Source organism: Pseudomonas sp. Mn2068 (assembly GCF_049319725.1).
Classification (GTDB): domain Bacteria; phylum Pseudomonadota; class Gammaproteobacteria; order Pseudomonadales; family Pseudomonadaceae; genus Aquipseudomonas; species Aquipseudomonas gingeri.
Window position 1 is genome coordinate 289,188 of sequence record NZ_JBMOUG010000008.1, and the last position, 12,500, is coordinate 301,687.

General features: G+C 63.6%; 11 protein-coding genes. 6 read left to right on the plus strand and 5 right to left on the minus strand.

The window, feature by feature from the left end; genetic code table 11:
• Positions 1 to 110: 110 nt before the first annotated feature.
• A complete protein-coding gene (locus ACL9RJ_RS20245; protein WP_017125535.1) occupies positions 111 to 1,604 on the minus strand; it encodes an aldehyde dehydrogenase in 1,494 nt (497 codons plus the stop codon).
• Between the two features lie 238 nt (positions 1,605 to 1,842).
• Here ACL9RJ_RS20245 and ACL9RJ_RS20250 point away from each other — a divergent pair, with 238 nt between their 5' ends.
• Complete coding sequence (locus ACL9RJ_RS20250; protein ID WP_422765592.1) at positions 1,843 to 2,205, plus strand: cupin domain-containing protein; 363 nt, start codon at positions 1,843 to 1,845, stop codon at positions 2,203 to 2,205.
• Here the strand turns inward: ACL9RJ_RS20250 and ACL9RJ_RS20255 are convergent, their stop codons facing one another.
• The 3 genes from ACL9RJ_RS20255 to rpmB form a co-directional block, all read right to left on the minus strand.
• Positions 2,206 to 3,588, minus strand: a complete 1,383-nt coding sequence (locus tag ACL9RJ_RS20255) for a hypothetical protein (protein ID WP_422765594.1) — start codon at positions 3,586 to 3,588, stop codon at positions 2,206 to 2,208. It abuts the gene before it with no gap.
• Between the two features lie 161 nt (positions 3,589 to 3,749).
• Positions 3,750 to 3,905 carry a 50S ribosomal protein L33 gene (gene rpmG / locus ACL9RJ_RS20260; RefSeq protein WP_003177274.1) on the minus strand — a complete coding sequence of 52 codons (156 nt, stop codon included), beginning with the start codon at positions 3,903 to 3,905 and terminating at the stop codon, positions 3,750 to 3,752.
• A 12-nt stretch (positions 3,906 to 3,917) separates the two neighbouring features.
• The gene (gene rpmB / locus ACL9RJ_RS20265) at positions 3,918 to 4,151 is read right to left on the minus strand and encodes a 50S ribosomal protein L28 (RefSeq protein ID WP_007921114.1); all 234 of its coding nucleotides are present in this window, start codon (positions 4,149 to 4,151) and stop codon (positions 3,918 to 3,920) included.
• Positions 4,152 to 4,601: 450 nt separating this feature from the next.
• On the opposite strand from rpmB, the gene ACL9RJ_RS20270 reads away from it, so the two are divergent.
• A complete protein-coding gene (locus ACL9RJ_RS20270) occupies positions 4,602 to 6,191 on the plus strand; it encodes an ABC transporter substrate-binding protein (RefSeq protein WP_017125539.1) in 1,590 nt (529 codons plus the stop codon).
• A gap of 128 nt (positions 6,192 to 6,319) precedes the next feature.
• Here the strand turns inward: ACL9RJ_RS20270 and radC are convergent, their stop codons facing one another.
• Positions 6,320 to 6,994: a RadC family protein gene (radC, locus tag ACL9RJ_RS20275; RefSeq protein ID WP_017125540.1), complete on the minus strand. Its 675-nt coding sequence runs from the start codon at positions 6,992 to 6,994 to the stop codon at positions 6,320 to 6,322.
• A gap of 133 nt (positions 6,995 to 7,127) precedes the next feature.
• Here radC and coaBC point away from each other — a divergent pair, with 133 nt between their 5' ends.
• From coaBC to argB, 4 genes are all read left to right on the plus strand, one after another.
• Positions 7,128 to 8,336, plus strand: coding sequence for a bifunctional phosphopantothenoylcysteine decarboxylase/phosphopantothenate--cysteine ligase CoaBC (coaBC, locus tag ACL9RJ_RS20280; RefSeq protein WP_103032865.1), 1,209 nt, complete (start codon positions 7,128 to 7,130; stop codon positions 8,334 to 8,336).
• Positions 8,337 to 8,341: 5 nt separating this feature from the next.
• Positions 8,342 to 8,797 (plus strand): dUTP diphosphatase, encoded by a 456-nt coding sequence (gene dut / locus ACL9RJ_RS20285; RefSeq protein WP_017125542.1) that lies wholly within the window; start codon positions 8,342 to 8,344, stop codon positions 8,795 to 8,797.
• A 1,285-nt stretch (positions 8,798 to 10,082) separates the two neighbouring features.
• Positions 10,083 to 11,477, plus strand: a complete 1,395-nt coding sequence (gene algC / locus ACL9RJ_RS20290) for a phosphomannomutase/phosphoglucomutase (protein WP_209436724.1) — start codon at positions 10,083 to 10,085, stop codon at positions 11,475 to 11,477.
• Between the two features lie 53 nt (positions 11,478 to 11,530).
• Positions 11,531 to 12,436 (plus strand): acetylglutamate kinase, encoded by a 906-nt coding sequence (gene argB, locus ACL9RJ_RS20295; RefSeq protein ID WP_017125544.1) that lies wholly within the window; start codon positions 11,531 to 11,533, stop codon positions 12,434 to 12,436.
• Positions 12,437 to 12,500: the final 64 nt, after the last annotated feature.

Below are 12,500 nucleotides of genomic sequence, written 5' to 3' on the forward strand. Positions count from 1 at the left end.
GATCCTTGTGGGAGCCGGCTTGCTGGCGATGGCGTCCGGACTGACAGCGCAGGCCCCAGGACCTCATCGCCAGCCAGCCGGCTCCTACAGGTTTTGTTGCGCCCTGAAGATTACAGCTTGATCCAGGTCGCCTTCAGCTCGGTGTACTTGTCGAACGCATGCAGCGACTTGTCGCGGCCGTTACCCGACTGCTTGAAACCGCCGAACGGCGCGGTCATGTCACCGCCGTCGTACTGGTTGACCCACACGCTGCCGGCACGCAGGGCCTTGGCGGTCAGGTGTGCCTTGGAGATGTTCGCGGTCCAGACGGCAGCGGCCAGGCCATACGGCGTGTCGTTGGCAATCTGGATGGCTTCTTCGACGCTATCGAAAGCGATCACCGACAGCACCGGGCCGAAGATTTCTTCCTGGGCGATTTTCATCGCGTTGCTCACGCCATCGAAAATCGTCGGCTCGACATAGGTCCCGCCAGTCTCCTGGAGGGTACGCTTGCCGCCGGCCACCAGCTTGGCGCCATCGGCATGGCCGGAATCGATGTAGGACAGCACCGTGTTCATCTGCTGGGTGTCCACCAGGGCCCCGACATTGGTTGCCGGATCCAGCGGGTTGCCCGGCTTCCAGGCCTTCAGCGCCTCGATCACCAGCGGCAGGAAGGTGTCCTTGATCGAACGCTCCACCAGCAGGCGCGAACCAGCGGTGCAGACTTCGCCCTGGTTGAACGCGATGGCGCTGGCCGCGGCTTCGGCGGCGGCCTGCAGGTCCGGGGCGTCGGCAAAGACGATGTTCGGGCTCTTGCCGCCGGCTTCCAGCCAGACGCGCTTCATGTTCGACTCACCGGAGTAGACCATCAGTTGCTTGGCGATCTTGGTCGAACCGGTGAACACCAGGGTATCGACATCCATATGCAGGGCCAGGGCCTTGCCGACGGTGTGGCCGTAACCGGGCAGCACGTTGAGCACACCCGCCGGGATGCCGGCCTCGACGGCCAGGGCCGCGATGCGGATGGCGGTCAGCGGGGATTTTTCCGATGGCTTGAGAATCACCGAGTTACCGGTGGACAGCGCCGGGCCGAGTTTCCAGCAGGCCATCATCAGCGGGAAGTTCCACGGCACGATGGCGCCGACCACGCCGACCGGCTCGCGGGTCACCAGGCCCAACTGGTCATGGGGCGTCGCGGCGACTTCATCGTAGATCTTGTCAATGGCTTCGCCGCTCCAGCTCAGTGCCTGGGCCGCGCCCGGCACGTCAATGAACAGCGAGTCGGTGATCGGCTTGCCCATGTCGAGGGTTTCAAGCAGGGCCAGCTCTTCGGCATTGGTCTTCAGCAGCGCGGCGAAACGGATCATCGCTGCCTTGCGCTTGGCCGGCGCCAGGCGCGACCAGACGCCGGAATTGAAAGTGGCACGGGCATTTTCCACGGCGCGCTGGGCATCGGCGGCATCGCAGCTGGCAACATGCGTCAGCAGGCGGCCGTCGACCGGGCTGATGCACTCGAACGTGTCGTTGGAAACCGCGGCGGTGTATTCGCCATTGATGTAGGCGCGGCCTTCAATCTTCAGCTCACGGGCGCGTTGTTCCCAGTCAGCACGAGTCAGGGTGGTCATGCGAGTGTCCTCCTCTTATTGAAATACAAGCGCCACGCGCTCTTGCGCCAGCACCGTCCAGAATTCTGCCCGACGAGCCCTGTTTTCGGCCCACGGCACCCACCACCCTAAACCAGCGGCACCCGAAGTTTCAATATATTTGACACAAGGTCGGTAAACGCCGTTGCCATGTTCGTTTTAATAAACATAGACTCGTGACTGCCGATCACCCGCCTTACCACTGCCGAGGAAAAGCAGCATGAGCATCCAGGACATCGTCGACTTCAGCGAAGCCAGCACCACGCCCGAACGCTTTCGCCCGTTACCGGAAAAGGTGCTCAAGGGCGATCCGGAACAGACGATCTTCAATCACTACGCCAGCCCGTGCGGCCAGATGAATGCCGGTGTCTGGGAAGGCGCGGTCGGCCAGTGGACGGTGAACTACACCGAGCACGAATACTGCGAAATCGTGCAGGGCGTTTCGGTGTTGCGCGATGCCGATGGCAACGCCAAGACCTTGCGCGCCGGCGACCGCTTCGTCATTCCAGCAGGCTTCAAGGGCACCTGGGAAGTACTGGAGCACTGTCGCAAGATCTACGTGGTCTTCGAACAGAAAGCCTGATCAGGCCTCGATGCACCAGATGCGCGGGTCGTCGACGGCCCGCACCGGATAGGGCAGGTCGAGCTTGAGGTCGTCGCGCTCGACGCGCAGGCGACCGTCGTCGCCCTTCTCCAGTTCGTCCGCCGTCAGGGCCAGGATCCAGTAGAAATCCTCGCGCCCACAGGCCTCCTGCAGCCGACTCGCGACGGTGGCCGCCCTGAGTTCGATGCGACCGTCACGGAAGGCGAAGCCCGCCCGCACCCCCACTTCGATTTTCTCGGGCTGCGCAGCCAGAAGGTAGGACTGGACGATCTCGAAACTGCCCTGCATGGCCCGGTTCGACACCATCAGGCGTGCGCCGGAGAGATCGTTGAAACGCTGCAGGAACGGCTCGAAGGCCTGCGCCGCCTGGCGATTGGCCTTGGCGACGGCAGCGTCGATGCGCTGGCTCAGCACCTCGTCAGCAGGCGTGGCGAGCGGTGACAGCGACCCCAGCAGGATCGCCACGGGCGTCTCGCCCCGGGCGACACGCGGCAGCCAGTCCACCCCCTGGCGCTCAAGCAGATACCCGGCCAGATCGCCCAGCACATAACTCTCGTGGTCGGCGGTCAGATAGTCTTCCCGCCCCTGCCGGACCAGCGCTTCGAGCATCCGCCCCGACCATTCGGCAGAGTCCGGCCGTACGCCCTGCGCCAGCAACCGGGCAACCGACTCCACATGACGCGCGCTGCCTTCGGAGCGGTCGGTGTTGCCGACACGCCTGGCCTCGTCGGCATGCTCGCTCAACCAGCGGCGATGCCAATGGCTGGCCCGTGCCAACCCGTCAGGCTGTCCCTGGGCCGCCGCCAGCAGGTGACGGATGATCAGGTTGCGATACAGCCTCGGCGCGGCGGACGCGGGATACAGGACGCTGCGCTCCGCCCCCGGGCCAACCACCCAGCCGTCCTCGGCGTAAAAATGAAAGGCCTCGTGGGTCGCCAGGCTGAACACATCGGGAACTGCCCGCGGATCCTTCAGGCGCTGTCGCTCATCCTCGGGCAAGGCTTCTCCCAGGCCGACAAAGACGGCCGGGCGGCCCTGCCAGCGGATCTTCCGATAGCGCTGGTACTCGTGGGACAGGCCCAGGGCGGTGACCTGCGCCATCTCCACTTCGCGCCCGCCCTGGGCATTCATCACCCAGGCGCGCCGGCCATTGCTGGTCACCAGCTGGATATCGGCAAACACCCGGGTGGCCTGGTTGAACCCGGCCAGCGCGGGCCAGGCGACCTGCGTCGCCTCGATCATCCGGCGCACATAGGCGTCGATGCCGCTTTCGCCATCGGCCGACGGCGCCGCCGAAACCGCGACGCTGGCCGCCGCCAGGAACACCAGCAACAGCAATGCAAACATCCTCGCAATGATCATCCACGCCCTCCATGACTGTGTTGTCCCGCTGTTCAGGCAGTCTAGGAAAGGCACAACGGGAGAGACGCAGGAAAAGGCTATGCGAAATGAAGGAAACAGCCGAAAAACAGGCGAAAAAAAACCCCGAACCAGTCGGGGTTTTTCTCGAAAAACAAAATCAATTACTTGATTTTGCCTTCCTTGTAGATCACGTGCTTGCGAACAACCGGATCATATTTCTTGATCTCGATTTTGTCCGGAGTAGTGCGCTTGTTCTTGTCAGTCGTGTAGAAATGACCAGTACCGGCGCTCGAGATCAAACGAATCAATTCACGCATGATTTAGCTCCCTTATACCTTGCCATCGCGACGGAGTTCGGCCAGCACGACATCAATGCCACGCTTGTCGATGATACGCATGCCCTTGGCGGAAACGCGCAGACGCACGAAACGCTTCTCCGACTCAACCCAGAAGCGGTGATGCTGCAGGTTCGGCAGGAAACGACGACGGGTTTTGTTGTTTGCGTGGGAAATGTTATTCCCAGTCACCGGACCCTTACCGGTAACTTGACAGACTCTAGACATGCCTCAGCCCTCTAAACCACATGCCCAACCCGGCATGGGTTGGCCGCTTAATCTCTCAGTCATTTGGCGCCAGGCGCCGCGTTTCTTTAAGGGTCTTACCGGCTACACCTACAAGCGAAGGAACCGGGCCCCTAGAAAAGAGCGCTGCTTTATACCAGAAAGACTACGTTGCAACAACATCAAGTGCGATTAAAACCGTGTCGAGCGCCCGAGAACCAGGGTACGGGACGCCAATGCCGGGGGCTTGGGCAGCAAATGCCGCTCGTCGCACAAAGCCAGGCCCTGCGGGGAAAAGCCCGGAACCCTCTATGGGGAAGACCGCGCGATTGTACAGTGCCCCGGGCAAGCCGAGTAAAAATGGGATAGTCAATTGTCGCCCGGCGCACTAGGGTAGAGGTTTTTCCAGACTGCACTCGCAGATGGGACAACGACCTGCAAAGGAAACTGAATATGCGCTTCGCTGCCCTACCGCTATTGCTCGTCCCTTTTCTCAGCCCGCTGGCCTCGGCCGCGACCTCGCTGAGCGTCTGCACCGAAGCCAGCCCGGAGGGCTTCGACGTCGTGCAATACAACTCGTTGACCACCACCAACGCCTCGGCGGATGTGCTGATGAACCGCCTGGTGGACTTCGACGCCGCCAGCGGCAAGCTGGTGCCGAGCCTGGCCGACAGCTGGAGCGTCTCCGATGACGGCCTGACCTACGACTTCAAGCTGCACCCCGGGGTGAAATTCCATCGCACCGATTACTTCAAGCCGACCCGCGACCTGACCGCGGCCGACGTCCGCTTCAGTTTCGAACGCATGCTGGACCCGGCCAACCCCTGGCACAAGATCGCCCAGAGCGGCTTCCCCCATGCCCAGTCGCTGCAACTACCGGCACTGATCAAGCGCATCGAGGCCACCGATCCGCTGACCGTGCGCTTTACCCTGGACCACCCGGACTCGACCTTCCTGGCGGCGCTGAGCATGGGCTTTGCCTCCATCTATTCGTCGGAATACGCCGACAAGCTGATGGCCGCCAATACCCCGGAGAAGCTCAACAGCCAGCCGATCGGCACCGGCCCGTTCGTTTTCGGGCGGTTCCAGAAGGACGCATCGATCCGTTATACCGCCAATCCGGACTACTTCGCCGGCAAGCCGGCGGTCGACAACCTGATCTTCGCGATCACCCCGGACGCCAACGTGCGGCTGCAGAAGCTGCGGCGTAACGAATGCCAGATCGCCCTCTCGCCCAAGCCCCTGGATGTCGGTGCGGCGAGCAAGGATCCGGCGCTCAAGGTGGAGAAGACCGCCGCCTTCATGACCGCCTTCCTCGCCATCAACAGCCAGCATCCGCCGCTGGACAAGCCGGAAGTCCGCCAGGCGATCAACCTGGCCTTCGACAAGACCAGCTACCTCAAGGCCGTCTTCGAGGATACCGCCGAAGCCGCCAACGGCCCTTACCCGCCCAATACCTGGAGCTACGCCAGGGACCTGCCCGGCTACGCCCACGATCCGGCGAAGGCCAAGGCGCTGCTGGCCAAGGCCGGCCTCAAGGACGGCTTCCAGACCACTATCTGGACCCGCCCGTCGGGCAGCCTGCTCAACCCCAACCCGAGCCTTGGCGCGCAACTGCTGCAGGCCGACCTGGCGGAAGTGGGGATCCAGGCGGAAATCCGCGTGATCGAATGGGGCGAACTGATCCGCCGCGCCAAAGCCGGCGAGCATGACCTGCTGTTCATGGGCTGGGCCGGCGACAATGGCGACCCGGACAACTTCCTGACCCCGCAATTCTCCTGCGCCGCCGTGAAATCCGGCACCAACTTCGCGCGTTATTGCGATGCCGGCCTGGACAAGCTGATCAGCGCCGGGAAAACCACCAGCGAACAGGGCGTGCGCAGCAAGCTCTACCAGCAGGCCCAGGCCCAGATCCAGCAGCAGGCGCTCTGGCTGCCACTGGCCCACCCGACCGCCTTCGCCCTCACGCGCAAGGATGTCCAGGGCTACCAGGTGAGCCCGTTCGGGCGCCAGGACTTCTCCCGGGTCGCCCTGAAACCCTGAGATTGACACGCCCCCTGCAGGAGCCGGCTTGCCGGCGACGAGGCCTTCGAGCCTTGCGGCGCCCATCCGGACGCCATCGCCGGCAAGCCGGCTCCTGCAAGGGATCGCGGTATCTGCCCGCCTCCCACCTACATCAGGCCATGCTCCATCATTGAAAACGGCTCGCCCTCGCCGACAATGAAATGATCGAGCACCCGCACATCCACGAATTCCAGTGCATCCTTCAGCCGCCGGGTCAGCAGCCGGTCGGCCTGGCTGGGCTCGGCAACCCCCGAAGGATGGTTGTGGCACAGGATCAACGCCGCCGCATTGTGCGCCAGCGCCCTTTTCACCACCTGGCGGGGATAAACGCTGGTGTTGTCGATGGAGCCCTGGAACAACGCCTCGAAGGCCAGCACCCGGTGCTTGGCATCCAGAAACAGGCAGCCGAACACCTCATGGGGCTCATGGCGCAACATCGCCTTGAGGTAGTCGCGCACGGCCCGCGGGCTTTCCAGGGCCGAATCACGCCGCAGGCGCTCGGCCAGGTGACGGCGGGCCATTTCCAGCACCGCCTGCAACTGGGCGAACTTGGCCGGCCCCAAACCCAGCTCACGGCTGAATTCCCGCTGGTCGGCCTCCAGCAGGCTACGCAAACTACCGAACCGTCCTAACAGATGTCGCGCCAGATCCACGGCACTTCTGCCGGAAACCCCGGTGCGCAGGAAGATCGCCAGCAGCTCGGCATCGGACAGGCTTGCCGATCCCAGCTCCAGCAGCTTCTCCCGTGGCCGCTCCGCAGCCGGCCAATTGCGAATACTCATCCCACCTCCCTGTCCTTTGGGCCCCGCTGTTCCATGGCGGGCGCTGTGTTATCGTAGCCCATCTTTTTTACCCCCGATCCGGCCTGGGGAGGCGTCGTCGGGGGTAGCAATCACCGGACTAAAAGGCAGGCCTATGCAGCGGCTGTATCGGAAACGCATCGTTCTCGGCGTCGGCGGCGGCATTGCTGCCTACAAGAGCGCCGAGCTGGTTCGCCGACTTCTCGACCAGGGCGCCGAAGTGCGCGTGGTCATGACCCGCGGCGGCAGCGAGTTCATCACCCCGCTGACCATGCAGGCGCTGTCCGGGCACCCGGTGCACCTGGACCTGCTCGACCCGGCGGCCGAAGCCGCGATGGGCCATATCGAACTGGCCAAGTGGGCCGACCTGGTGCTGATCGCGCCCGCCACCGCCGACCTGATCGCACGCCTGGCCCAGGGCATCGCCGACGACCTGCTGACCACCCTGGTGCTCGCCACCGACGCCACCGTGGCCATCGCCCCGGCGATGAACCAGGCCATGTGGCGCGATCCCGCGACCCAGGCCAACACCCAGTTGTTGCAGAGCCGCGGCCTGAAAGTCTTCGGCCCGGCCTCCGGCAGCCAGGCCTGTGGCGACGTCGGCCTGGGGCGCATGCTCGAAGCCACCGACCTGGCCCAGTGCGCCGCCGACTGCTTCCAGCACCTGGCACTGACCGGCAGGCATGTCCTGATCACCGCCGGCCCGACCCAGGAAAACATCGACCCGGTGCGCTACATCACCAACCACAGCTCCGGGAAAATGGGCTTTGCCCTGGCCGAGGCCGCGGTCGAGGCCGGCGCCCGGGTGACCCTGATCACCGGCCCGGTGCACCTGCCGACGCCTGACCGGGTCAGCCGTATCGATGTCGTCAGCGCCCGCGACATGCTCGCCGCCTGCGAAGCCGCGATCCCCTGCGATCTGTTCATTGCCTCGGCCGCGGTGGCGGACTACCGCCCTGAAGTGGTTGCCCCGCAAAAACTCAAGAAAGATCCTACGAACGGCGACGGCCTGCTGCTACAGATGGTGCGCAACCCGGACATCCTGGCCACCATCGCCTCACGTCCCGATCGTCCGTTCAGCGTCGGTTTTGCCGCCGAGACCGAGCATCTGCTCGACTACGCCGCGCGCAAGCTGAAGGACAAGAACCTCGACCTGATCGTCGCCAATGACGTGGCCAACCCCAGCATCGGCTTCAACAGCGAGGAAAACGCCTGCAGCGTGATCGACCGGGACCTGCACGCGACACTTTTCGCCCAGACCAGCAAAGGCAAGATTGCCCGCCAGCTGATCTCTTTTATCGCCACACGACTGAACCAGGTTTAATCCACATGCACGCTTTGCAAGCCAAGATCCTCGACCCACGCATCGGCAACGAATTCCCGCTGCCGCAGTACGCCACCCCCGGCTCGGCCGGCCTCGACCTGCGCGCCATGCTCCAGCAGGACACCGTACTGGAACCGGGCCAGACCTTGCTGATTCCTACCGGCCTGTCGGTCTATATCGGCGATCCGGGCCTGGCCGCGCTGATCCTGCCGCGCTCCGGCCTGGGCCACAAGCACGGTATCGTGCTGGGCAACCTGGTCGGCCTGATCGACTCGGACTACCAGGGCGAGCTGATGGTGTCGTGCTGGAACCGCGGCCAGACCGCCTTCAATATCGCCGTCGGCGAGCGCATCGCCCAACTGGTGCTGGTGCCGGTGGTCCAGGCGCATTTCGAACTGGTCCAGGAGTTCGACGAAAGCCAACGCGGTGCCGGCGGTTTCGGGCATTCGGGCAGCCATTGACCTACGCTGATCAAGGCCGGGCTCCACACCCGGCCTGAACAATTCGCGCTGCACTTCAGGATGAGTTTCGCGGAGACGGTATTTGAAAGGCATCAAGCGCAGTGCAAAGACCGCCAACGGTCCCGAACACCCTGACCATTCGTCTTCGAATGAGGCCGCCAATCCACTGCTTCCGGGCCTGAAGATTGCCCTCGGCGGCCTGCTGCTGGCAGCCGCACTGCTCTGGTTCGGCGTGCTGGGCCCCTCGCACCAGTACTTCCGCCTGCAACTGGCGCAAACGGCCGGTTCCGTGATGGCCTCGGGCCTGGGACAGGCCACCACCGACCTGATCGCCCAGACCGACGCCGCCGCGCTCAACCCCGCCCTGCTGAAAGCCCTGCAAAGCCAGAACGCCGATAGCGTGAAAGCGGCGGAAGACAGCCTGCGCCATATGGATGGCCTGGTGGACGTGCAGCTCAACCTGCGGGACGCCGCCCAGCCGGTCGCCGACCGTGCGGCACCGCTGAATTTCTCGGCCCTGGACCTGATCCGCCGCGCCGAACGCGGCACCCGGCCACCGCCGGAGGCCTACAAGGTCGGCCAGCGCTGGCTGGTGTACAGCGTAGCGACCCTGGGCGACGCAACCGATGCCCGTGGGACCCTGCTGCTGGTATTCGACCTGCAACGCCTGCTCAAGCCCCTCGGCACCTGGCACCCGGACAACGGTTCGCTGCAGCTCACCCAAAGCATTCTCGGCAGCCCGGAACAGGTACTCGACCAGCGGGGCAATGGCGCCTCGGGGGATAGCTATACCCTCGGCACCAACAACGCCAACTGGGTACTGAAGTTCAGCCCCGGCCCGGCGTTCCAGTTCGGCTACCCGCTCAGCACCTATGGACTCATGCTCCTGGCGCTGCTGGTGGTGCTCGGCAGCGCGGTGCTGGCGATCTACCTGACCCACAAACGCCTGCAAAACCGTCTCGACGGCGATGCCCGACAGCTGGAACAGCTGTTTCACGAACTCTCCGGCGGAAAAGCCGTCAAAGCCTTCAGTTTGAGCCTGCCGGCCCTCAACGGACTGGCGCAGGATCTGGCGCGCTTCTCTCTGCGCAATGGCCAGCCTGCCGCCGCCGCGAATCAACCCGGCATCGATCCAGGCCCGACGACCAGCAGTGCCCCAGCGCCGATCCAGACCGTCACCCCGGGTGCAGAATGGATCGATCCGCTGTTCCAAGATACCGATATCCTCGATGTCGACATTCTCGACGAAAACCAGGATTTCCTGAGAACGGAGCACCCTCTCGCCATGAACAGCATCACACGCACTGTCCCGACATTCCCCGACAGCATCTTCCGCGCCTATGACATCCGCGGCACGATTCCGGAAACCCTGACCGCCGAAACAGCCTACTGGATCGGTCGCGCCATCGGCTCGCAGAGCCTGGCCCAGGGCGAACCGAATGTATCCGTTGGCCGCGACGGACGCCTGTCCGGCCCGGAGCTGGTCCAGCAACTGATCCAGGGCCTGCATGACAGCGGCTGCCATGTCAGCGATGTCGGCCTGGTGCCGACACCGGCGCTGTACTACGCCGCCAACGTGCTGGCCGGCAAGTCCGGGGTCATGCTCACCGGCAGCCACAACCCTTCGAACTACAACGGCTTCAAGATCGTCATCGCCGGCGACACCCTCGCCAACGAACAGATCCAGGCCCTGCACACGCGCCTGAAGACCAACGACCTGAGCAGCGGCAAGGGCAGCATCGAGAAGGTCGAGATCCTCGACCGCTACTTCCGGCAGATCCGCGAAGACATCGTCCTGGCGAAGAAACTCAAGGTAGTGGTCGACTGCGGCAACGGTGCCGCCGGCGTGATCGCCCCACAACTGATCGAAGCCCTGGGCTGCGAAGTGATTCCGCTGTTCTGCGACGTCGACGGCAACTTCCCGAACCACCACCCGGACCCGGGCAAGCCGGAAAACCTCGAGGACCTGATCGCCAAGGTCAAGGAAACCAATGCCGACCTGGGCCTGGCCTTCGACGGTGACGGCGACCGCGTCGGCGTGGTGACCAACACCGGCAACATCGTGTTCCCGGACCGCCTGCTGATGCTGTTCGCCAAGGACGTGGTGTCGCGCAATCCGGGCGCGGATATCATCTTCGACGTCAAATGTACCCGGCGCCTGACTCCCCTGATCCAGGAATATGGCGGCCGCCCGGTGATGTGGAAGACCGGTCACTCGCTGATCAAGAAAAAAATGAAGCAGAGCGGCGCCCTGCTGGCCGGCGAGATGAGCGGCCATATCTTCTTCAAGGAGCGCTGGTTCGGTTTCGACGACGGCATCTACAGCGCCGCGCGCCTGCTGGAGATCCTCAGCCAGGAGAAAGCCACCGCCGAGGAGCTGTTCGCCACCTTCCCGAACGATATTTCCACGCCGGAAATCAATATCAATGTGACCGACGAGAGCAAATTCAGCATCATTGAAGCCTTGCACGACGCACAATGGGGCGACGCCAACCTGACCACCATCGACGGTGTACGGGTCGACTACCCCAAAGGCTGGGGCCTGGTTCGCGCCTCCAACACCACGCCGGTGCTGGTACTGCGCTTCGAGGCCGATACCGAGGCCGAGCTGCAGCGCATCAAGGATGTGTTCCACGCGCAACTGAAACGTGTTGCACCCGATCTCCAACTACCGTTCTGACATACAGGCGGTGTAAAAACACCGTCTGACCACTTGTTCCACCGGAGCCCTGAATGACCCTCGAACGCGATGCCGCTGCCAATACCGCCAAGGTTCTTTCCGAAGCGTTGCCTTATATCCGCCGCTACGTCGGCAAGACGCTGGTGATCAAGTACGGCGGCAACGCTATGGAAAGCGAAGAGCTGAAGACCGGCTTTGCCCGCGATATCGTGTTGATGAAGGCCGTGGGTATCAACCCGGTGGTCGTGCATGGCGGTGGCCCGCAGATCGGCGACCTGCTCAAGCGCCTGTCTATCGAGAGCCATTTCGTCGACGGCATGCGCGTCACCGACGCGCAGACCATGGACGTGGTGGAAATGGTCCTCGGTGGCCAGGTGAACAAGAGCATCGTCAACCTGATCAACCGTCATGGCGGCAGCGCCATCGGCCTGACCGGCAAGGACGCTGAGCTGATCCGTGCGAAAAAGCTCACCGTGACCCGCCAGACCCCGGAAATGACCGCGCCGGAAATCATCGACTACGGCCAGGTGGGCGAAGTGGTCGGGATCAATACCGATCTGCTGAACCTGCTGGTCAAGGGCGACTTCATCCCGGTGATCGCGCCGATCGGCGTGGGCGCCAATGGTGAGTCCTACAACATCAACGCCGACCTGGTCGCCGGCAAGATCGCCGAGGCACTGAAAGCCGAGAAGCTCATGCTGCTGACCAATATCGCCGGCCTGATGGACAAGGAAGGCAAGGTCCTGACCGGCCTGAGCACCGACCAGGTCAACGGCCTGATCGCCGACGGCACCATCTACGGCGGCATGCTGCCAAAGATCCAGTGTGCGCTGGAAGCGGTACAGGGCGGCGTGGGCAGCTCGCTGATCATCGACGGCCGGGTACCGAATGCGGTCCTGCTGGAGATCTTCACCGACACCGGCATGGGCACCCTGATCAGCAATCGCAAGCGCCACTAAGCGCCGGCGATGAAAAAAGCCCCGCTCCGGGAAACCGGGCGGGGCTTTTTTCTGCCGTCTGGAC

Coding starts and splice junctions, on each gene's coding strand:
- ACL9RJ_RS20245 (WP_017125535.1), bottom strand. CDS start 1,604: ATGACCACCCTGACTCGTGCTGACTGGGAACAACGCGCCCGTGAGCTG.
- ACL9RJ_RS20250 (WP_422765592.1), top strand. CDS start 1,843: ATGAGCATCCAGGACATCGTCGACTTCAGCGAAGCCAGCACCACGCCC.
- ACL9RJ_RS20255 (WP_422765594.1), bottom strand. CDS start 3,588: ATGATCATTGCGAGGATGTTTGCATTGCTGTTGCTGGTGTTCCTGGCG.
- rpmG (WP_003177274.1), bottom strand. CDS start 3,905: ATGCGTGAATTGATTCGTTTGATCTCGAGCGCCGGTACTGGTCATTTC.
- rpmB (WP_007921114.1), bottom strand. CDS start 4,151: ATGTCTAGAGTCTGTCAAGTTACCGGTAAGGGTCCGGTGACTGGGAAT.
- ACL9RJ_RS20270 (WP_017125539.1), top strand. CDS start 4,602: ATGCGCTTCGCTGCCCTACCGCTATTGCTCGTCCCTTTTCTCAGCCCG.
- radC (WP_017125540.1), bottom strand. CDS start 6,994: ATGAGTATTCGCAATTGGCCGGCTGCGGAGCGGCCACGGGAGAAGCTG.
- coaBC (WP_103032865.1), top strand. CDS start 7,128: ATGCAGCGGCTGTATCGGAAACGCATCGTTCTCGGCGTCGGCGGCGGC.
- dut (WP_017125542.1), top strand. CDS start 8,342: ATGCACGCTTTGCAAGCCAAGATCCTCGACCCACGCATCGGCAACGAA.
- algC (WP_209436724.1), top strand. CDS start 10,083: ATGAACAGCATCACACGCACTGTCCCGACATTCCCCGACAGCATCTTC.
- argB (WP_017125544.1), top strand. CDS start 11,531: ATGACCCTCGAACGCGATGCCGCTGCCAATACCGCCAAGGTTCTTTCC.